16 protein-coding genes are annotated in these 19498 nt (G+C 72.8%); 8 read left to right on the forward strand and 8 right to left on the reverse strand.

Annotated elements, in window-relative coordinates; all coding sequences use genetic code 11:
- Positions 1 to 69: 69 nt before the first annotated feature.
- Both AB0Q99_RS01820 and AB0Q99_RS01825 read right to left on the reverse strand, forming a co-directional pair.
- The gene (locus AB0Q99_RS01820) at positions 70 to 495 is read right to left on the reverse strand and encodes a hypothetical protein (protein WP_363567406.1); all 426 of its coding nucleotides are present in this window, start codon (positions 493 to 495) and stop codon (positions 70 to 72) included.
- 61 nt (positions 496 to 556) lie between these two features.
- Positions 557 to 1132 carry a CGNR zinc finger domain-containing protein gene (locus AB0Q99_RS01825; protein ID WP_363567408.1) on the reverse strand — a complete coding sequence of 192 codons (576 nt, stop codon included), beginning with the start codon at positions 1130 to 1132 and terminating at the stop codon, positions 557 to 559.
- A 79-nt stretch (positions 1133 to 1211) separates the two neighbouring features.
- Here AB0Q99_RS01825 and AB0Q99_RS01830 point away from each other — a divergent pair, with 79 nt between their 5' ends.
- Positions 1212 to 2780 carry an FAD-dependent monooxygenase gene (locus AB0Q99_RS01830; RefSeq protein WP_363567409.1) on the forward strand — a complete coding sequence of 523 codons (1569 nt, stop codon included), beginning with the start codon at positions 1212 to 1214 and terminating at the stop codon, positions 2778 to 2780.
- A 59-nt stretch (positions 2781 to 2839) separates the two neighbouring features.
- On the opposite strand, the gene AB0Q99_RS01835 is transcribed toward AB0Q99_RS01830, so the two are convergent.
- Positions 2840 to 3223, reverse strand: a complete 384-nt coding sequence (locus AB0Q99_RS01835; RefSeq protein ID WP_363567411.1) for an ATP-binding protein — start codon at positions 3221 to 3223, stop codon at positions 2840 to 2842.
- On the opposite strand from AB0Q99_RS01835, the gene AB0Q99_RS01840 reads away from it, so the two are divergent.
- On the forward strand, positions 3213 to 3917 hold the full coding sequence (locus AB0Q99_RS01840; protein ID WP_363567413.1) for a transcriptional regulator: 705 nt from the start codon (positions 3213 to 3215) through the stop codon (positions 3915 to 3917). The two genes, AB0Q99_RS01835 and AB0Q99_RS01840, sit on opposite strands and share 11 nt — an antisense overlap.
- On the opposite strand, the gene AB0Q99_RS01845 is transcribed toward AB0Q99_RS01840, so the two are convergent.
- Entirely contained in the window at positions 3898 to 4557 is a 660-nt protein-coding gene (locus AB0Q99_RS01845) for an HAD family hydrolase (protein WP_363567415.1), read from the reverse strand. The two genes, AB0Q99_RS01840 and AB0Q99_RS01845, sit on opposite strands and share 20 nt — an antisense overlap.
- 118 nt (positions 4558 to 4675) lie before the next feature.
- Here AB0Q99_RS01845 and AB0Q99_RS01850 point away from each other — a divergent pair, with 118 nt between their 5' ends.
- Both AB0Q99_RS01850 and AB0Q99_RS01855 read left to right on the forward strand, forming a co-directional pair.
- Positions 4676 to 5026, forward strand: a complete 351-nt coding sequence (locus AB0Q99_RS01850; protein ID WP_363567416.1) for an antibiotic biosynthesis monooxygenase — start codon at positions 4676 to 4678, stop codon at positions 5024 to 5026.
- Positions 5023 to 5535: a GNAT family N-acetyltransferase gene (locus AB0Q99_RS01855; protein ID WP_363567417.1), complete on the forward strand. Its 513-nt coding sequence runs from the start codon at positions 5023 to 5025 to the stop codon at positions 5533 to 5535. Before AB0Q99_RS01850 ends, AB0Q99_RS01855 begins: the two co-directional genes overlap by 4 nt.
- Positions 5536 to 5605: 70 nt before the next feature.
- On the opposite strand, the gene AB0Q99_RS01860 is transcribed toward AB0Q99_RS01855, so the two are convergent.
- From AB0Q99_RS01860 to AB0Q99_RS01875, 4 genes are all read right to left on the reverse strand, one after another.
- Positions 5606 to 6304, reverse strand: coding sequence for a hypothetical protein (locus tag AB0Q99_RS01860; RefSeq protein WP_363567419.1), 699 nt, complete (start codon positions 6302 to 6304; stop codon positions 5606 to 5608).
- Positions 6301 to 10638, reverse strand: coding sequence for an NEW3 domain-containing protein (locus AB0Q99_RS01865; protein ID WP_363567421.1), 4338 nt, complete (start codon positions 10636 to 10638; stop codon positions 6301 to 6303). The genes AB0Q99_RS01860 and AB0Q99_RS01865 overlap by 4 nt, the downstream gene beginning before the upstream one ends.
- A gap of 42 nt (positions 10639 to 10680) precedes the next feature.
- Positions 10681 to 13170, reverse strand: coding sequence for a discoidin domain-containing protein (locus AB0Q99_RS01870; RefSeq protein ID WP_363567423.1), 2490 nt, complete (start codon positions 13168 to 13170; stop codon positions 10681 to 10683).
- A 235-nt stretch (positions 13171 to 13405) separates the two neighbouring features.
- Complete coding sequence (locus tag AB0Q99_RS01875) at positions 13406 to 14575, reverse strand: LacI family DNA-binding transcriptional regulator (protein ID WP_363567424.1); 1170 nt, start codon at positions 14573 to 14575, stop codon at positions 13406 to 13408.
- Positions 14576 to 14779: 204 nt separating this feature from the next.
- Between AB0Q99_RS01875 and AB0Q99_RS01880 the strand changes: the two genes are divergently transcribed.
- From AB0Q99_RS01880 to AB0Q99_RS01895, 4 genes are all read left to right on the forward strand, one after another.
- Positions 14780 to 16069, forward strand: a complete 1290-nt coding sequence (locus AB0Q99_RS01880; protein WP_363567426.1) for a sugar ABC transporter substrate-binding protein — start codon at positions 14780 to 14782, stop codon at positions 16067 to 16069.
- 207 nt (positions 16070 to 16276) lie between these two features.
- A complete protein-coding gene (locus tag AB0Q99_RS01885; protein WP_363567428.1) occupies positions 16277 to 17149 on the forward strand; it encodes a sugar ABC transporter permease in 873 nt (290 codons plus the stop codon).
- Positions 17150 to 17153: 4 nt separating this feature from the next.
- The gene (locus tag AB0Q99_RS01890; protein ID WP_363567430.1) at positions 17154 to 18125 is read left to right on the forward strand and encodes a carbohydrate ABC transporter permease; all 972 of its coding nucleotides are present in this window, start codon (positions 17154 to 17156) and stop codon (positions 18123 to 18125) included.
- Positions 18126 to 18168: 43 nt separating this feature from the next.
- Positions 18169 to 19425, forward strand: a complete 1257-nt coding sequence (locus AB0Q99_RS01895; protein ID WP_363567432.1) for a glycosyl hydrolase — start codon at positions 18169 to 18171, stop codon at positions 19423 to 19425.
- Positions 19426 to 19498 lie beyond the last annotated feature (73 nt).

A 19498-nucleotide genomic window follows, 5' to 3' on the forward strand; every position in this document is an offset into this window, starting at 1 on the left:
ACGCACCGGTACGGCCCTCTGGCTCCCGGCCCCGCTCGCCCGCACCCCCGCAGGGCGGCCGGGGCCGGGTCACTCCCGGGTCGCCGCGCCGTCACGGCGTCGCGCCGTCAACGACGCGTGGAACGCCTCGAAGTGCTCGCGGGGGTCCTCGGTGCCGATCGGGCCGATCTCCGTCTGCAGGTGGCACACCGCGTCGTCGCCGTTGGGCGTCAGGAACGCGAAGAGCGCGAACCCGTCCTCGACGGGCGCCCCGCGCAGGCGGAGCGGGTTGTTGCGGCCCTCGGTCACCGCCGCCGCGAAGGCAGTGGGCGAGGACAGGTGGGAGAACATCCGCACGGCGAAGTCGACGGCTTCCCCGTCGGTCAGGAAGGCGTCGCAGTCCGCCGTCAGCGACGAGCACCAGTCGGCGGTGACCCGCCACTCGTCGCCGCCGGTCCGGGCGAGTTCGAGCCAAGACTCGCCGGCGCCGAGGCGCATCCGCGGCCGTTCCGCCATCGCGTACTCCGATCGTGGGGCTTCCGGGGACCGGACCGTACCGGCACGGACGTCCTGACGATCAGTCGGGATCGGCCGCCCGCTGGGCGCGATGGGCGGCGACGCGGACACGGGTGGCGCAGCGGGGACTGCAGTAGCGCTGGGCGGTGCGGCGGCCGGTGTCGATGAAGAAGCGGTCGCAGTCCGGGGCGGCGCAGCGGCCCCAGGCGCAGGTGCCGCGCTCGCTGAGCCACAGGCCGAGGGCGAGGGCGGCGGTGGAGAGCAGCCAGTGGGTGAGGCCGGCGTCGGCGGGGGCCCGGGTGTGCAGCGACCAGGGGCGGCCGGGCAGGCGGACGAGGCGGGGGCGGGCCGGGTGGCGGTCGAGCAGGGCGTTGATCGCCTCGGCGGCCCGGTCGGGGTCGTCGGTGTCGAGGACGGCGATCACCTCGGCGGTGGCCTCGCGCAGTTCGCGGGCGTCGGCGTCGGTGAGCCGGAAGGGCGGGCCACCGTGGCGTTCCAGGAGCGCCTGGAGTTCGGGGGTGCCCGCGGTGGGGTCCTCGCGGACCGCGTTGGCGAAGTCGGTGAGGAAGTGGAGGCCGCGGGGGTTGTCGTCGGGGTGCTTGTCGTCGGGGTGCTGCGGGGTGCGGGGCTGCGCCATGGGCCGCCTTCGGGTCGGGTCGTCGCCTCACCACCATGGTAACGTCAAAATTGATCAATGAGCGTTACGGAGGGGTGGCATGCGAAACCCGGCGGTGTTCCCGGAGACAACGTCCGTCCTAAACGTCGGCGGAGGCCCGATCGGGCTCACGCTGTCGGTCCTGCTGTCCGGGTACGGCGTGCCGCACCTGCTGGTCGAGGCGCACCCCGGCACCTCGCGTCACCCCAAGGCCCGTGGGGTGTCGGCCCGTTCGATGGAACTGTTCCGGCGGTGCGGCCTGGAGGAGGACGTCCGGCGGGCCGGCCTCCCGGCGTCACAGGTGTCCTTCTACCGCGGCCGCGACCTGGTCGACCCGGACTTCGTCCGCACCGGCGTCACCGGAGCGGAGGGCGGCAGCGAGCGCACCCCCTCCCCCGGACTGATCTGCTCCCAGGACGCCCTGGAACCCGTCCTGCTGCGGCGCGCCCGCGAACTCGACCCGGACGCCGTACGGTTCGGCACCCGGCTGGTGGACTTCGCCGAGCAGGACGACGGCGTGCACGCCACCCTGGAGGACCGTGCCACCGGCGTGCGGCACACCGTGCGCGCCGCCTGGCTGGTCGGCTGCGACGGCTCCGCGAGCACCGTCCGCGAGACGGCCGGGATCCCGATGGAGGGGCCCACCGGCCTCGGCCACTACCTGAGCGTCCGCTTCGAAGCCCCGCTCGGCGCGGTCGTCGCCGACCGCGCCAGCGCCTCCTATTTCCTCACCGCCCCGGGGCGCGGCGGATTCCTCGCCGTCGACAACGACCGGCACTGGATCTACCAGCACCCGTACGACCCCGAGGGCGAGAACGCCGAGGCACTCCTCACCGACCACCGGCAACTGGCTCGACTCGTCCGGGACGCCGCCGGACTGCCCGACCTGCCGGTCACCGTCCGCGACACCATGACCTGGCGCATGGACGCCCGGCTCGCCACCGCCTACCGCCGCTCCCGCGTCCTGCTCGCCGGCGACGCCGCCCACGTGGTGCCGCCCACCGGCGGGCACGGCATGAACACCGGCCTCGGCGACGCCGACAACCTGGCCTGGAAACTCGCGGCAGTCGTCGCCGGAACGGCGGGCGACGCCCTACTGGACACCTACGAGGCCGAACGCCGCCCGGTCGCCCGGCAGGTCATCGACATCTCGCTCGCCAACTCCCGTGCCCGGACGAGCTACCGGATCGACGACGAGCTGCTGCTGACGGCCGCCTACCGCTCCACCGCCGTCCTGTCCGACCCGCAGGACCCGGCCCGCCCGCCGCTGGACCCGGAGCGCGAACACCCCGACAGCGCACCCGGCACCCGCCTCCCCCATGTGCGGCTCACCGACCCGCCCGGGCCCGCGTCCACCCTGGACCTGGTTGGCTCCGGGTTCACCCTGCTGGTGACCGGAGGAGAGGCCGTCTGGCAACGGCAGGCGGACACCGCCGCCGCAGCCGGCCTGCCCGTCGCGCTCCGCCCGCTGCCGACCGCGCTCGCTCCGGCGGACGGAGCCGTACTGGTCCGCCCCGACGGCCACATCGCCTGGCGGGCCCCGCACCCGCCCGCCGGTGACGGCGACGGTCACCTGCTCACCGCCCTGCGGCGGATCCTGTCGGCCGACGGGACCGGCCCGTCGACCTGAGGAGGAGGCGGAGGAGGAGGTTCGGCGCGGGCGCGGGCCCGGACGCAACGGCGAGGGCGTTACGCGGCCGCCCGCAGCGAGCGGAGCCCGGGGGCCGCGCCCCACCCGTGAACGGTGCCCGGCGCCTCGCAGGATTCCAGGAAGTCGAACCACACGACCTTCCCCGCCCCCGCCGGGTGCCAGCCCCAGGAGTGGGCCAGCGCCTCGACCAGGATCAGCCCACGTCCACTGGTCGCCCCAGGATCCGCTCCGCAGCGTTCGAACGCCGGGTCGGGATCCGCGACTTCGACGCGCAGCCGCTCGCCCACTCGGCGCACGGTCACCGTGCAGCGCGCCTTCGCGTGTTCCAGCGCGTTCGCGATCACCTCACTCGTACAGAGTTCCAGCTCTCGCAGTGACTCTCTGGTGAGGGGAACGCCCCAGGCCCGGACGATGTCCAGCACCAGCCTCCGGGCCGCCGGTACCGCCGCACCGTCCGCGGGGCCTGCCGGGGAGGCCGACGACTCCCTTCTCGGCGCAGCGGTCCTCGGGCACTCCGCATTCGTGCCGGGCTGGGCCGGGCAGCGCGACACCTCGGCCGAACGGGTCCGAGCTGCCCGCGCGTACGCCCGCCGAGGGTCTGCCTCGGCGGAGTTGCTGGCGTGGCTCGACGCTGTGGAAGCGGAGTGCCTCACCCGGTGCGGCGACCACAGGCAGGCGCTCTCGCTCCTACGTCGGGCCGAGGAGGCTCTCGCCAACGACGCCGAGCACCACAGCCCCGAGTGGTTCACCTGGTTCTCGGCCACCCGGCTCGCCGCGTTCAAGGGAAACACGGAACTGGCGGCCGGCCTGATTCCCCAGGCGCGGACCACCCTTGAGGGTGTGCTTGCCCGCCTCCCCGAGACCGATGGCAAGCAGCGGGTCGTCGTCCTCGGCGACCTCGCAGCCGTTGAGGCCGCAGCGCGCCGGCCCGACACGGCGTGTGCCCTGCTGGAGCAGGCGCTCGATCAGCTGAGTGTCACGTGGTATGCCACCGGCATGGAACGCGTCCGCGAGGCGCGCCGAGTGCTCACCCCCTGGCAGGATTCGGATGCCGTCCGACGTGTCGACGACCGTCTCTACTCCTGGTCGGCGACGCTCAGTTCGCTTCAGCGTTAGCCTTCGCGATCAGTTCCGGCAGCTCACCGAGCGAGTCGATCCGGAAGGTCGCGCGGTCCGCCGCCGGGTCGTGCTGCTGGATCCAGCCCCACGGCCCCCGGCGGATCAGCGCGGTGCGCATCCCGGCGCGGGCGGCGGGGAGGACGTCGTTGTCGAGGCGGTCGCCGACGTAGAGGACCTCGTCCGGCTCTGCCGGAGCGGCTGCGGCAACTCGCTCGAAGAACGCCGCATCCGGCTTGCTCGCACCCCAGTCGTCGGACGTGCCGATCAGGTCGACGTCGCCGGTGAACAACCGGCGGAGGTTCGCCCCGGACCGCACGGTCTGGTTCCCGGCGATGGCCAGCCACAGCCCGTCCGCACGGAGGCGGGCCAGGGCGGGCCGGACATCGGGGTAGAGGTCTTCCTCGCCGTACGTCTCGGATTGGCCTGCCGCCGCCCGCTTCTCGCGTTCCTCGTACAGGTCGAAGCCGGGCCGGAAGATCTGGAAGGTGTCCCGGTAGTCCCGGCCTTGGGCGATCACCGCCCCGAGTTGGGCGACGAAGGTGTGGCGCGGCACGCCAAGCCAGTCCGCCCAAGTCCCGTACTCCCGGGTCTCGTCCACCAAGGACTCGCCGACGTCGAACACCACAGCGCGAATCATGACCGCAGCCTAACGAGGCGGCCCGCCCGCCGAGCGCCAGGACGGCCGGACGCTGCTCCGCGCGGCACTCCGCCCACCCGTGCGAAACTCGACCGACGCCGGAAGGGGATTCGTCATCATGGGATTCGGTCTTGTCGTGCGCTTCGTCGCCCACAGCGCGGAGGCTGCTCGCGCCTTCGACCAGCTGGCGGAGAAGGCGCTGGAGGGCATCCGCGCCAAGGAGCCCGGCACGGTCGTGTACGTCAACCACACGGTGCCGGAAGAACCCGACGTCCGGGTCTTCTACGAGCTGTACGCGGATCGCGCGGCGTTCGAGGAGCACGAACGACAGCCGCACGTCCAGGAGTTCCTGGCCGGACGCGCCCGGTACCTCGCCTCCTTCGACGTGACGTTCCTGGACGAGATCTCGGGCAAGGGCTCTTCGCCGGCGGAGCTGCCCGGTGAGTCCGGAGGAAGGGGACCACAGTGACGATTGCCCTCCGCCGCTGTGGAGCCGGCGGCATTCCCGCCGGCCACACGCAGGTGCTCATCGAGGTCCACGCGGATGCCTACCGCGACCAAGCCGACGACCCCTTCGTCCAGCGGTTCCCGTGGTTCGCCGAGCACTGGACGTCCCGGCCCGGTTACAGCTGCGTCATCGCCTACGACAGCGACACGCCGGTCGGCTACTCCTACGGCGCTCCGCTGGAGGACGGCCGGGAGTGGTGGCGCCCTCACATGCCGCCGCCCGCCGACCCGTCGACGTTCGCCGTGTCCGAGGTCATGGTGCGCCCCGACTGGCGGAAGCTGGGCATCGCCGAGCGGACGCACGAGGCGCTGCTCGCCGAGCGGGACGAGGCTCTGGCCGTGCTCTACGTGGACGTCACCCACCCCCGCGTCCAGGCGATGTACGAGCGCTGGGCCTACCGGAAGGTCGGCGAGCACCGTCCGTTCGAGGACGCCCCGCTCTATGCCGTCCTGGTCCGCGCCCTCCGGTAGCCGGCCGGCCGCCGAACCGGCCCCGCCCGCCGGGCTCGGTGGTGGGCACGGCGGGCGGGGAGCGGATGCGTCAGTGGCGGTGGTGGTTGTCCGGTTGGGCGGGGTCGCCGGGGTGTTCCAGTCCCTCGACCAGGGTGAGGCGGTGGGCGCGTTCACGGTCGAGCCAACGGACGAAGGCGGCTCGGCGGGCGGCCTCCCGGAGGGCGGGGGTGGGGTCGGGCGGCGGGAGGGTGGTGGTGGACAGGAGGAGGGCTGCCGTCCATCCGCCGGCGGTGGCCCATTCGCCGACCGGGGCCGCACGGAGGGCTTCGGCGAGGGCCGCCGGAAGGGTCTCCGGATCTGCCTCCAACTCGCCTTCGGAGAGTGCGAGTTGCCAGCGCTCGGCCGGCACTCGGGCGGTCATCGCACGGTAGTGGGCGACTTCCTCGGCGGCCGGTTCGATGCCGGCGGTGACCGCCTGGTACACCGCCCTGACCGCCGCACTGCCCTCGTACGCCGCGGCCGTGATGGAGCCGAGCTCGACGGCGGCCCGCTGGTCGAGCCGGGCCGGGTCGGCACCGTCGTCCACCGGCAGCCCCCGCTCCGCGGCCACCGCCTCGCACAGCGCCTCGGTCAGCAGCACCTGCGCGACCCACCGGCGCAGCTGCCGGTCCTCCGAACTACCCTCCTGCGGAAGAGCGGTGGCCCGTGGGCCGGTCCGGAGCGCGGCGAGGCGGTGGTCGAGGGCCGCGCGCGGGAGGGGCCGTCCGTCGAGCAGGCCGAGGGTCATGCCTCCACCACCAGGGCGACGGTCGGGGCATATTGGCAGCGGCCGAACCACATGACCTTGGCGAGGGCCCAGGACGAGCCGGGGTCAAAGGATGCGGGAACGGTCACCTCGAAGTCGGCCACCCTGGAGGCGCCGGCCGGGACGGTGAAGCCGCGCACCGGGTCGGGGATCGCCTCCCAGGTGCCCCACGGTGAGACCAGTTGCAGTTCGCCCCGGATCTCGCCGCGCGTGCGGTTGGTGAGGGTGAGGCTCAACCTGCCACGGCCGCCGGGGGCCAGGCGCAGGGTCCGGTGGGAGACCTCGACGTCCAGGCCGGTGTCCCGGCCGGCCGTGGCCTTGGTGCCCTGGGCGGCCGTCCAGTCCTCGGGGGCGTCGCCGGTGACGGGCAGCAGCGCGGGGAGGTCACCGACGGCGATGGTCACCACGTCCTCGACCTGCTGCCCGTCGTGCTCGATCCGGACGGCCGCGAAGTACAGCCCGGGTTCGGCGCCGGGTGGCGGGGTGAGGGTGACCGGGAAGCGCAGGTGTCCGTCGGGCTCCAGCCGGTACGGGCGGCTGCCGAGGCTCGCGGCCCAGCCCTCGGGCGGCAGGACGACGGCCGTGCCTTCGACGGCCGCGTCCCGCAGCTGGGAGGAGAGGGCGACGGACAGCGTGACCGCCTCCCCCGCCGTCCGTAGCAGTCCGGGCGAGGCGCCGACGGACACCGGCAGGTAGCCGAGCGGTGCCGGGCCCCGGTTGTGCAGCCAGTAGCGGGCGTGGACGGGCTGGGCGGCTTCGGCGACCGGGCCGAGAACGGGGCCGTCCTCGGACGCGAAGACTCCGGCGGCAGAGACTCCGGCGGCGGAAATGCCGGGGGTGGCCGCCAGGGTGGCGATCTGCGAGCCGGCGAGGTCCGGGGAGTCCACGGCGCGGCCGAGCGGGCGTTCCAGCAGGTCTGCCGGCCGCAGCTCGCCGAGGCCGAGCGCTCCGCTGAGCCGTGCCGTCCGTCCGAGCCCTGTCGACTCGACCAGCCGGACGGTGAGTTCGGGCCCGCTCGGGGCCGCCGAGCCCTGCGCGATGGGGTTCCCGGCCGGCTTGAGCGCACCGAGCAGGACCTCGCGCTGGGGCTCGACCCGCAGCCAGGACAGCGTGCCCGGCAGCGGGCCGTCCTGGGCCGGGACGATCCGGGCGTACAGCGGGTGGTTGAACTCCTGGCCCCGCGCGGGCAGTGCCTGGTCCCGCCAGTCACCGGCTCCGCCGACCAGCGCATAGCTGAACTCATGGGTCCAGTGCTGGAGTTGGAAGGAGGCGCCGTCGGGCAGGGTGCGCCGGGGCGGATCGATCCAGACCCCGGACGGCCAGCCGGTGCACGAGCGCATCAGCGACAGGTGCAGCGCGCCGGTGGTGTCGACGGCGAAGCCGGGCAAGCCGAAGGTGAGCAACGCCACCGTCCGGTCCGCCAGTTGGTCCGCCACCCCGGACGGGCAGACGGCGGTGATCCGGGCGTCGGCCAGGTCGTCGACCAGCGCCCCGACGTCGGTGACGACCAGCGCGGGCAGGCAGCGCAGGTCCCGCAGGTCGGCGCCCGGCCGCCAGACCTCGGCGAGCGGAGTCAGGGCCGGCACCCAGACGGCGCCGTGCGCCTTCAGGACGGCCGCGTACTCCGTTCCGGCCTGCTCGATCAACTCCCTTGCCGCATCGTTGACTTCCGGCGCCCCGACCACGATCCGGAAGTCCGGCAGGTTGGAGTCGACGTCCAGCCGGCCGTACCGCGCCCAGTCCGCGCCCGAGGTGGTGGCGGTCACCCCGACCCGGGCGAGCGCGACCACCAGGGGGCGGGCGTCGGCCGCGTCGTCCAGCGTCGGGACGACGACCTCCGCCACGCCGAGGGCCCGGGAACCGAGGACCGACCCGGTCGGGTCGATGAGCTCGGCCCGCGCGGTGGCGCCGAGCCCGAACCAGGTGTTGGCCGGGTTGTCCAGGGTCCACGGCGCCTCGGCGGAGTCCACGTCCGGCATCGCGAAGCCGCGTCCGATGACCGCGCCGGCCACCTCGCTGACCGGCAGTCCGCCGGGGACGTCCACCGGGAAGCGCAGCCGCAGCAGCCGGTCGGCGCCGGAGTAGTCCACGACCCGGGTCCGGCAGTCCACCCGGTCCAGCCCGCGCCACAGGGTGACGGTCTGCTCGTACCGGACGGCGTCGACCGTGCCGCCGATCACCAGCCGCTCGCCGAGCGGTCCGGTCTCCCGGCGGACCGAGGCGGCGCCGTCCCCGGAGCCGACGACCGGTCCGCTGGGGACCAGGTGCCAGGGGCCTTCGCCGAAGTCGGGGTGCTGCGGGTACTCCTCGTACACGCGCAGTTCGTTGCCGATCCGGCCGTCCTGGATCAACTCCCGTTCGTGCCGCAGGTCCAGGACCGAGGAGAGGCCGCCGCCGCGCTCCGGGTCGGCCGTGACGCGGTACCGGCCGTTGGCGATCGTGAAGCCCTCGGCCGCCGTCCACGGCCCGGCCGCGCCGCCGTCCTCCGCGCCGCCCCCGACCGCGTCGCGCTCCACCGCATCGCGCTCGACCAGCCGCCAGGTGCGCCAGCCCAGCGCCGGCACGTCCGAGGCCAGGAACCGCAGCGTCCCCCGGTCGACGGAGCTCGGCACCGTCTCGCCCCGGTCGTCCAGCACCCGTACCGCCCGCAGTGCCCCTACCGCCGCTGCGCCGTCCGGCAGTTCGACCGAGACGAGGTCGGTCCGGTCGAAGGACAGCGTGTTGGTGACCACCACGGCCACCCCGTCCCCGGCCACCCCGTCCCCGGCCACCCCGCCCCCCGCCGAACCGCTCCGCGCCACACCACCCCCCGCCGTGGCGATCCGGCCGGTGAGCGCGTTCAGCGCCGAGTCCCGGACGGCGGAGGCCAGGTCGTACGCCTCCCGCCAGCCGCCCAGCAGGTCGAGGTACACCTGGTCGGACTCGGAGCCGGTGATCGCGTCGTGGTGCGCGCCGTAGGCGAGTTGGCGCCAGACCTTGTCCAGCGCGGCGGCGGGGTAGCGGCCGAGGCCGTGCACGGCGGCCAGGGTGGCGAGCTTCTCGGCGTCCACGGCCGCGACCTCACCCGCCCGTTGGGCCTGCTTGGTGTCGATGTACGAGACGTCCTTGCCGGTGTACACCGGGTTCATGTCGCGGGTCTGCGGGCTGGGCCGCCGTCCGGTGGCGGCGAGTTCGGCCCGGACGGCGTCCAGGAAGTCGCGCGGGGTGGCGCAGACGAAGCGGGGCCAGAGGTACTTGGCGGCCCAGGAGCGGTGGATCGCGGTGACCCACTTGTTCGGCGGGGTGTAGTCCGTCCCGACCGGCAGCAGCAGGTTCTTCGTCGCGCCGACCGGCTTGAGCTTGCGGTACAGCGCGTGGACGGCCCGTTCGGCGGTGGCGAGGTCGGGCGAGGAGTCCATCCACCAGCCGGCCGAGTAGTGGTGCGGCATGTAGTGGGTGAGCACGCCCTCGCCGCCGGGGGCGATCCATTCGAACTCGCTCGGGAACTGCATCACCCGGGCGTCGTCCTCGGCCTCGCGGAAGTTCTTCTGGATCGGGCCCCACTGGTGGAAGGGGCCGCGTGCCCAGGCGCTGCCGGTGAGGCCGGCCGCGGCGAGGTGGCCGGGGAACTGCGGGTCGTGCCCGAACACGTCGAGCTGCCAGGCGGTCTGCGGGTCTCCGCCGAGGATGTCGCGCTGGTAGCCGATGCCGTGGACGATGTTGCGGATGGTGGTCTCGGCGCCGGTCAGGTTGGTGTTGGGCTCGTTGTAGGTGCCGCCGACCAGCTCGACCTGTCCGCGCTCCAGCAGCAGCCGCAGCGTCTCCCGGCGCTCCGGGTGCTGGTCGAAGTACGGCTTCAGGTAGTCGACTTCGGCGAGGACGAACTTGTACACCGGGTCCCGCAGGGCGAGTTCCAGGTGCGCGTCGACGAGCGCGAAGCCGTTGCGCTCCCAGAGCGGCCGGGTGGTGGCGTCGGCGGAGAGCAGTTCCCAGGGGGAGGTGTAGGCGGCCTGGGTGTTCCACCAGACCGGGTCGTAGTGGAAGTGCGAGACCAGGAACATCGTCCAGCCGGGCTCGGCGACGTCCACCGAGGCTTCGACGGTGGCTCTCGACACCGTGACGGTGACCGGGAGTCGATCACCGGGCCGGGCCTCGGAGGCGATCTCCAGCGGGACGTCGACCGGACCCGTGCCGGTCGCCTCGCCGTGGACGCCCGGGCCGCTGACGGTGATCCGGGCGGCCGGGCCCTCGGTCGTCACGCGCAGGATCTGGCGCGGGGCGTCCTCGGGGCCGACGAACAGGTCGGTGCTCTCGACGGCGGTGATGGTGACCGGCACGGGGGTGGTTCCTTTCCGGAGGTCCGACGGGGCGGGCGGGCGCTACGCGCCCCAGGCCTCGAACTCGTAGATGCGGGCGGCCGGGTCGGTGGTCTGGGTGGGCTTGGTGACCACCAGGCGGACGTACCGGGCGGTCGTGCTCACCGCGTGCGTGGTGGTGCCGGCCGTGTTGCCGGTGACGTCGGCGACCGTCGTCCAGGGGTCGGTGGTGGTGGACCGGACCTGGACGGAGAAGTCGCGGGTGTTGTACGCGGAGCTCTCGCCACCCGCCGAGGCGTGCTTGACCACGAACTTGGTCAGCCGCTTCGCCGAACCGAGGTCCACTTCGAGCCACTTGGCGGAGCTCAGGGTGCACCACTTGTCGCCGTTCCCGCCGCTGACGCTGCCGTTGACGGCCTTGGCCGGGCCCTCGTTGGCGTTGCACTGGCCGGAGGCGGTGGCCGGGCGGTTCAGCGCCAGGTTGCCGGCGGTGGACGGCGTGCCGTTCCAACTCACCGTGGTGGATGCCGCGTCGGAGCGCCCGTAGGTGGTGGACACCGCCTCGACGTCCAGCGTGGTGGCGGTCTCGCCGCCGGCCCGGTCGAGCCGCCCGACGAAGTACGCGTCGTTGGGCGTCGCGCCGAGGAAGGTCCGGCTGCCGTCCGCGTTGCGCCGGTACACCTCGTAGTGGTGGACGTTGCCGCCCGGCGCCGCCGTCCAGGACAGCCGCAGCGACTGGGCGGCGCCCGGCGTCACCTCGCTCGCGCCGAGCACGGTGAGCCCGGCCGGTGCCGCCGGGGTCTCCACCGCCCCGTCGTAGAGGGCGACTTGGCCGACCCGCAGGTCGTACGAGGGATCGGAGCCCTCGACCCGCAGCGCGATCTGGGCGATGGTGCGGCCCGCGTACGGGGAGAGGTCGAGGGTGTGGCGCTCCCACCCGGTGCCGGCCTCGGCGCCGACGTCGATCGTGGTGAAGCTGTTCGGTGCGTCGGTGAAGGCCACGGCGGCCTTGAGCTTGGTCGGCCCGGCCGCCGGGGTCTTGACCACCAGGTCCAGCTTGGTGGTCGCCGCGACCGGCAGCTTGGTCTGGTAGAGCCGGACGGTGTTGGCGGCGTCGAGGGTGCCGGTCAGCCGCAGCGAGGAGCCGCCCTGGTAGGCGTCGGTGAAGTCGACCGACGGGGTGAGCCTGCTGCCGGCCGAGTCGACCACCCAGCGGTAGGTGGGTGGGACGTCCTGGAGCGAGAGGTTGTTCCAGCCGCCGGTGGCGACCCGGGTGCCGCCCGCGTTGTAGAAGTCGCCCTGGCCGGTGTCGAAGGTGGTGACGAAGGGCTTGGCCGTGATCGGCGAGGACTCGGCGACGTAGCCGGCCAGGCCGGGCCAGCTCGCCGAGGTGTCGATCCGGGACGGGTCGCTGTTCGCGCCGACCCAGTAGCGGGCGTCCTTGGCGTAGAAGTCGGCGCGGTCGGTCGCGGACTTCCAGGTCCACTCGGGGCGGTAGAGGCCGAGCGAGGTGGTGTGCGGCTTACCGGACGGGAAAAGTGCGCTCCAGTCCACGCCGGTGTTGTAACCGTTGGCCTCGGTGTCGATGCCGGAGTAGAGGTCGTACTCGCTGCGGCCGAGCTGTCGGGCCAGTGTCCGGGAGGAGTTCAGGCCGCTCGCCGACCAGTCGAAGTTCAGGAACATCGAGTCCGAGGTTCGCTTGGAACCGGCCTGCAGGAACGGCGAGTTGGCGGAGGTGAGGGCGTTCTGCCAGCTCACCGCGCCGGAGGTGGTCATCGCGTCGTACCACATGAACTCGGTGCCGCTCTGCGCCTTGGTGTACTGCATCAGGTTGCGCAGCTCGCCGGCGAGGGCCGAATCGCCGCCGCCGGTCTCCTGGTTGATGAACCAGCCGTCGAAGCCGTAGTACTGCGCGGCCTGGACGAGCTTGTCGGCGACGGGGTAGCGGCTGCCGGACTTCTGGACGAAGTCGCGCACCCACTGGATCTGGCCGCCGTACGCGCCGGGCGGGAAGAAGACGGTGCCGTAGACCTTGACGCCGTTGCGGTGGGCGGCGTCGATGACGGTCGGGTTGGGCGCGAGGATCAGGCCCTCACCGGCCGATCCGCCCCAGAACACCAGCTTGTCGACGTACTGCCAGTAGCCGAAGGCGTAGTAGTTGGGATCGGCGGAGCCCTGCGAGGGGTTGTTGGAGGTGGGGCCGAAGGAGACCAGTGAGGCGATCTTCCCTTCGCCGGTACGGGCGTTGGGGTTCGCCGTGAGCGCCGGGTCGCTGGTGCGCGGCTGCAGCGGGACGCGGGAGCGGTTGAAGCGGGCGTCCGGGTCGGTGGCCGGGTCCCAGGTCAGGATGCTGTTGGGGTACCAGTACGAGGCGAAGGGCTGGTTGCCCTGACCGGCGGTGGCGGCGGGTGCCGAACCGGTGGCCCCGGGGGCAGTGCCGACGGTGGCGGCGGGTGCCCCGGCCGGTCTCGGCTCGGCCCAGGCCGCAGGGGCGGAGGTCAGCGCGGCCGTCGCGAGGGCGGCGCTGAGCAGCAGGGGTAGGCGTCGTGACATGCGGTGGCTCCGATCGAGCGGAGGAGGGTGGGGGCGGGCCCGCCGTCACGTACGGGGGCCCGGGTGCATGCGGGCGTGCCGGTGCTGGATCAGGTGGTGCGGGAACCGCAGCGGGCCGTCGCCGCTGCGGCGGTTCCTCGACGTACGGGCGCAGCGGGAGCCGGGCAGCGGCACGCGGGGGAAGTACGGCCCGGTGCGGCGGAGCGCCGAGCGGGTGCCGCTCGGCGCTGCGAGGCTAAACCGGTTCAGAACCCCTGTCAACGACTCGCGCGGCAATCACCCCGGGGAGCGAACCGGGGGCGGCACCGGCGGCAGCAGCGGACCCGGCAACGGCCCCGCCGACCCCGACAGCCCCGCCGGCCCCGCCGGCCGGATCCGTCGGCACGAACACACCGGGCGGCGAGGTGGACTCCCGCACGGTCAGCCGCGGCGTGGGCATCTGCAGGTCCCGCTCGGGCCCGGCGTCGTCCAGCGCCTCCAGCAGGCTCCGGGCGACCTGCTCGCCGAGCGCGAAGGTGTCCCGGCTGAGCGCGGTCAGCGGCGGGTGGACGATTCGGGCGAGCACCGAGTCGTCGAAGGAGACGATGGACAGCTCACCGGGCACCGCGACGCCCATCTCCCCCGCCACGCCGAGCCCGGCGACGGCCATCACGTCGCTGTCGTACACGATCGCGGTGGGCCGCCTGGCCCGGGAGAGCAGGGTGCGGGTGGCGGCCGCGCCCTCGGCGTCGCTGAAGTCGGTGGGCACCGACACGGCCTCCTCCAGCCCGAGCCGGCGCGAGGCGTCGCGCAGCGCGCGGATCCGCCGCTGGGTGTGCTGGAAGTGCGGCAGCCCGGCCAGGTGGGCGATCCGGCGGTGCCCGATGGCGGCCAGGTAGTCGACGATCGAGAGCATCGCCTCCCGGTCGTCGGCCCAGATCCGCAGCTGGTTGCCGCCCTTGCCGGGCCCGCCCAGCACGACGGCGGGCAGCCCGAGTTCGTCCAGTACCGGCAGCCGCGGGTCCTTGACCTGCAGGTCGACCACGATGAAGCCGTCGACCCGGTGCTCGGAGGCCCAGCGGCGGTAGACCTCCGTCTCGGCGGCGGTGTCCTCGACCACCATCAGGTGCAGCGCGACGGAGCTGGCCGAGAGCACCGCCTGCAGCCCGGAGAGCAGCTGGCTGAAGAACGGTTCGACCCCGATGGTCCGGGCCGGGCGGGCGATCACCAGGCCCACGGCGTCGGCCCGGGCGCCGCCGAGGGCGCGCGCGGCGCTGTGCGGCCGCCAGTTCATCTCCTCCGCGACCCGCAGGATCCGGGCCCTGGTCGCCTCGCTCACGCCCGGGCGGCCGTTGAGCGCGAAGGACACCGCGCCCTTGGAGACACCGGCCTCGCGGGCGATGTCGGCGATCGTCGGTCTGCCCACAGAACCCGACTCCTCTCTTGACATCCAAGTTTAGGCGGGAGCATAGTCCCTGGCATAGCTAGACCGGTTTAGTTAGACAGGTTCCGGAATCCGGCACGACCCCCGTCGGCCTCACCCCGAGAACCCCCGAGAACCCCCGAAGACCCACAAGAACCCCCGAACTCGGCACGATCCCCCACCCACCCCCAGGACCGGGAGACCCTCATGCGAAGAATCTGGGCGGCACTGACGACAACGGCCTTCACCGCCGCCGCACTCACCGGCTGCGGACTCGGCTCAGGCGACACCAAGGACAGCGACACCGTGGCGAGTGCGGCCGCCACCGGCGCGGTCAAGGGCAAGGTCTCGCTGCAGACCTGGGCGCTCAAGCCGAAGTTCACCGACTACATGCAGGGCGTCATCGACGGCTTCAAGAAGAAGTACCCGGGCGTCGAGGTCGAATGGCTCGACCAGCCCGGCGAGGGCTACTCCGACAAGGTGCTCAGCCAGGCCGCCGCCGGCACCCTGCCCGACGTGGTCAACCTCCCGCCCGACTTCGCCCTTCCGCTCGCGAAGAAGGACCTCCTGCTGGACGTCGCCAAGGCCGACCCGAAGCTCGCCGACGAGTACGTCGCCGGCGGCGTCGACGCCTACCGCTTCGCCGGCTTCCAGGGCACCTTCGGCTACCCCTGGTACCTCAACACCGATGTGAACTACTGGAGTTCGGACCTCCTCACGAAGAACGGCCTGGACCCGAAGAAGCCCCCGACCACCCTGGACGACCTGATCGCCCAGGCCCGGGTGATGAAGGAGAAGTCCGGCGGCCAGACCTACCTGATGAGCCGCAAGCCCGGCATCGGCGACCTCTACAACGCCGGCGTGAAGATCATGTCCGACGACGGCAAGACCTTCACCTTCAACACCCCCGAGGCCGCCGCACTGCTCGACAAGTACCGCGACGCCTTCAAGGAGGGCCTGCTCCCCAAGGACGTCCTCACCAACACCTACGCCGGCAACACCAAGCTGTTCAACGCCGGCACCGCCGCCTGGACGACCGCCGGCGCCAACTACATCACCAGCCTCGCCGTCGACAACCCGACCCTCGCCCCGAAGGTCGTCCCCTCCCCCGCGCTGGCCACCCCGCCGATGTACGTCCAGGGCGTGTCCATCCCGAAGAGCACCAAGAACCCGGCCGCCGCGGTCGCCCTCGCCCGCTGGGTCACCAACGCCGAGAACCAGGCCGCCTTCGCCCACCTGACCAGCATCTTCCCGTCCACCAAGGCCTCCGCCGACGACCCGTTCTTCAGCAAGAGCGACGGCACCAACGCGGGCGACGCCAAGGTGATCGCGTTCACCTCGCTGGCCAAGGCCAAGCTGATCCAGCCCGTGCAGGTCGACGACGCCATGAGCACCGTCATCAACCAACAGATCGCACTGGCCATCAGCGGCGACGCGAGCTCCAAGCAGGCGCTGGACACCGCCGTGGAGCAGTGCAACAAGCTGCTCAAGGGCTGACGGCCGCACGCGCGTCCGAACGCTCATCCGGACGCTGATCCGCGCGAACGTCCACCCGAACGTCAGCACGAACGTCCACGCGAACGTCGGCACGAACGTCCGCACGAACAGCCGCCCCACCCCGTACCGGCGACGCGGCGGGTCCCCCACACCCGCCGCTCCCGGGAATGACCCGCACCACCACCCAGGCCCCAGGAAGGCAACCGCATGACCCACCGGCGTTGGTTCACCCCCTGGCTGCTCGCCGGGCCCGCGATCGTCTGGCTGGCCGTCTTCAACCTCTGGCCGGCCGTCAACACGGTGATCCTGTCCTTCACCAGCGCCAAGCCCCTGGGCGGCGGGCAGTTCACCGGCCTGGAGAACTACGGCCGGCTGCTGGACGACGCGCAGCTCGCCGACGCCCTGCTCAACAGCATCGTCTTCATGCTGGTCTGCCTGCCCCTGCTGACCGTCCTGCCGCTGCTTCTCGCGCTGCTCGTCCAGCGCAGGATCCCCGGCATCACCTTCTTCCGCACCGCCTTCTACACCCCGGTGATCGCCTCCGCCGTCGTGGTCGCGCTGATCTGGGGCTGGGTGCTGGACGACCGCGGCCTGGTCAACGGTCTGCTGCAGCAGAGCGGGCTGACCGACTCCCCGGTCTCCTTCCTGACCGACCGCTGGCTGCTGCTGTTCAGCGCGATCGCCCTGACCGTCTGGAAGGGCCTCGGCTACTACATGGTCATCTACCTGTCCGCCCTCGCCAACGTCCCGCGGGAGCTGCACGAGGCGGCGGCGGTGGACGGCGCCGGGTCGCTGAGCCGGTTCTGGCACGTCACCCTGCCCGGGGTGCGGCCTACCATGATCCTGATCTCCGCGCTGATCTCGGTGAGCTCGCTGCGCGTCTTCTCCGAGCTGTACGTGCTCTCCAACGGCCAGGGCGGCCCCGGCGGCCGGGACATGTCGGTGGTGATGCTGATCCAGATGTACAGCCGCGGCTTCAACGGCCACCTCGGCTACGCCTCCGCGCTCAGCCTGATGCTGTTCGTCGTCACCCTCGGCCCGATGCTGTTCCTGATGCGCCTGAACCGGAAGGCGGCCTGAACCCGTGAGCACCCTCCCGACGAAGGCCACCCAGGCCGACCGAACCGCCGAACGCGACCAGACCGCCCAGACCGCCCAGACCGGCCGGGCCGCCCGGGCCGCAAAGCCCTCCCGGGGCTCCCGGGGCTCCGGGGGCTCCCGGGGCTTCAACACCCCCTCCCCCGCCCAGACCGCCGCCCGCTACCTGCTCCTGCTGCTCGTCCTGCTCCTGGTCATCGGCCCCTTCCTCTGGCAGCTGTCCACCTCCCTCAAGGGCCCGGCCGAGGACGTCTACACCCGCACCCCGGCCTTCCTGCCCGACCAGCCCACCTTCGGCAACTACGGCAAGGTCGCCGACACCATCCCGGTGTGGACCTACGCGCTCAACTCGGTGATCGTCGCCGCGGTCTGCATCACCGGCAACGTGGTCGGCTGCACCCTGGCCGGCTACGCCCTCGCCCGGCTGCGCTTCCGCGGCGCCAGGCTCGTCCTCGGCCTCTTCCTCGCCACGCTCGTCCTGCCCGGCGAGGTCACCATCGTCTCCCAGTACGTGCTGGTGCGCAGCCTCGGCCTGGCCGACACCCTGGCCGGCGTCGCCCTCCCGGGCTCGATCGCCATGCTGAACGTGCTGCTGATGCGCACCGCCTTCGCCGCCGTCCCGGCCGAGCTCGACCAGGCCGCGCTGGTGGACGGCGCGAGCGTCTGGCAGCGGCTGTGGCACATCGGCCTGCCGAACGTGCGCGGCATGATCAGCGTGATCGTCATCTTCACCTTCATCGGCGCCTGGGACGACTTCCTCTGGCCGCTGATCGTGCTCAACGACCCGCAGAAATACACCCTCACCGTCGGGCTGCAGTACCTCAACGGCACCTTCTCCGCCAACCCCCGGCTGATCGCGGCCGGCACCATGATCGCCTTCCTGCCGATCGTCGTGGTGTTCGGCGTCTGCCAGCGCTTCTTCTTCAAGGGCGTCGAGGAGGGAGCCGTCAAGGGATAGCGCCACCGTCCGTACGCCCCAACCCAGTCGAGGAAGCTACCCGATGACCACCGCCCCCCGCTTCGGCGTCAACTACACCCCCAGCGTCGGCTGGTTCCACCACTGGCTCGACTTCGACCTCGACGCCGTGCGCGCCGACTTCGACTCGATCGCGGCCCTCGGCCTGGACCACGTCCGGGTCTTCCCGCTCTGGCCGCTGTTCCAGCCCAACCGCACCCTGATCCGCCCGCGCGCCGTCGAGCAGCTGGTGGCCGTGGTCGACGCGGCCGGTGAGCGCGGGCTGGACGTCGCGGTGGACGGCCTGCAGGGCCACCTGTCGAGCTTCGACTTCCTGCCCGCCTGGACCCGGACCTGGCACCGGCGCAACCTGTTCACCGACCCCGAGGTCATCGACGGTCAGGCCGCCTACCTGCGCACCCTCGCCGGGGCGCTGCGCGAGCGGCCCAACTTCCTCGGGATGACGCTCGGCAACGAGATCAACCAGTTCTCCGGCGAGCCGCACCCCGACCCGGACCGGGCCACCCCCGCCGAGGCCGGGGCCTGGCTGCGCCGGATGCTGGACGCCTGCGAGCAGGGCGCGCCCGGCCGGCTGCACCTGCACGCCTCCTACGACGCCGCCTGGTACCTGGACGAACACCCTTTCACGCCCTGGCACTCGGCCCGGATCGGCGCCGCCACCGCCGTGCACTCCTGGGTGTTCAACGGCACCGCCCAGCGCTACGGCGCCCACTCCACCGCCACCGCGCAGCACGCCGCGTACCTGGTCGAGCTGTCCAAGGCCTGGGCGGACGACCCGGCCCGCCCGGTCTGGCTGCAGGAGGTCGGCGCGCCCGCCCCGCACATCACCCCGGAGGACGCGGCGCGGTTCACCGGCGCCACCGTCGAGGCGGTACTGGACTGCCCGGACCTGTGGGGCGTCACCTGGTGGTGCTCGCACGACGTGGACCGCTCGCTCGCCGACTTCCCCGAACTGGAGTACAGCCTGGGCCTGTTGACCACCGACCGGACGGTCAAACCGGCCGGTGCCCGGCTCGCCGGGGCCGCCGCCGAGGCCCGCCGCTGCTGGCAGCCGCCGAAGCCGCGCGGCACCGCCGTGGTGGTCGCCACCGGCGACGAGACCACCTCCCCGAAGCGCTCGGTCTGCGGCCCCGGCGGCCCGGTGTACGAGGCGTTCATGCGCCTCGCCGAGGCGGGCGCCCGCCCGACCACCGTGCTCGCCGAACGCGCCGAGGACCGGGCGCACCTGGCCGCGCGCGGCATCACCGAGGTGGTCCACCCCGACGACGTACGGTCCCGGTAGCCCCGCCACGCCCCGCAACCCCCAGCCCGCACCCGGTCCACACCCCCGACAGCCACACGCCCTCAGCCACGCA

The sequence above is a fragment of the Kitasatospora sp. NPDC086791 genome, assembly GCF_040685975.1.
In the GTDB taxonomy this organism is placed as follows: Bacteria; Actinomycetota; Actinomycetes; order Streptomycetales; family Streptomycetaceae; genus Kitasatospora.

Excerpts from the sequence above, each read along its gene's own strand:
- AB0Q99_RS01820 (WP_363567406.1), bottom strand. The coding sequence starts at position 495 with ATGGCGGAACGGCCGCGGATGCGCCTCGGCGCCGGCGAGTCTTGGCTC.
- AB0Q99_RS01825 (WP_363567408.1), bottom strand. The coding sequence starts at position 1,132 with ATGGCGCAGCCCCGCACCCCGCAGCACCCCGACGACAAGCACCCCGAC.
- AB0Q99_RS01830 (WP_363567409.1), top strand. The coding sequence starts at position 1,212 with ATGCGAAACCCGGCGGTGTTCCCGGAGACAACGTCCGTCCTAAACGTC.
- AB0Q99_RS01840 (WP_363567413.1), top strand. The coding sequence starts at position 3,213 with ATGTCCAGCACCAGCCTCCGGGCCGCCGGTACCGCCGCACCGTCCGCG.
- AB0Q99_RS01845 (WP_363567415.1), bottom strand. The coding sequence starts at position 4,557 with ATGATTCGCGCTGTGGTGTTCGACGTCGGCGAGTCCTTGGTGGACGAG.
- AB0Q99_RS01850 (WP_363567416.1), top strand. The coding sequence starts at position 4,676 with ATGGGATTCGGTCTTGTCGTGCGCTTCGTCGCCCACAGCGCGGAGGCT.
- AB0Q99_RS01860 (WP_363567419.1), bottom strand. The coding sequence starts at position 6,304 with ATGACCCTCGGCCTGCTCGACGGACGGCCCCTCCCGCGCGCGGCCCTC.
- AB0Q99_RS01870 (WP_363567423.1), bottom strand. The coding sequence starts at position 13,170 with ATGTCACGACGCCTACCCCTGCTGCTCAGCGCCGCCCTCGCGACGGCC.
- AB0Q99_RS01880 (WP_363567426.1), top strand. The coding sequence starts at position 14,780 with ATGCGAAGAATCTGGGCGGCACTGACGACAACGGCCTTCACCGCCGCC.
- AB0Q99_RS01885 (WP_363567428.1), top strand. The coding sequence starts at position 16,277 with ATGACCCACCGGCGTTGGTTCACCCCCTGGCTGCTCGCCGGGCCCGCG.
- AB0Q99_RS01895 (WP_363567432.1), top strand. The coding sequence starts at position 18,169 with ATGACCACCGCCCCCCGCTTCGGCGTCAACTACACCCCCAGCGTCGGC.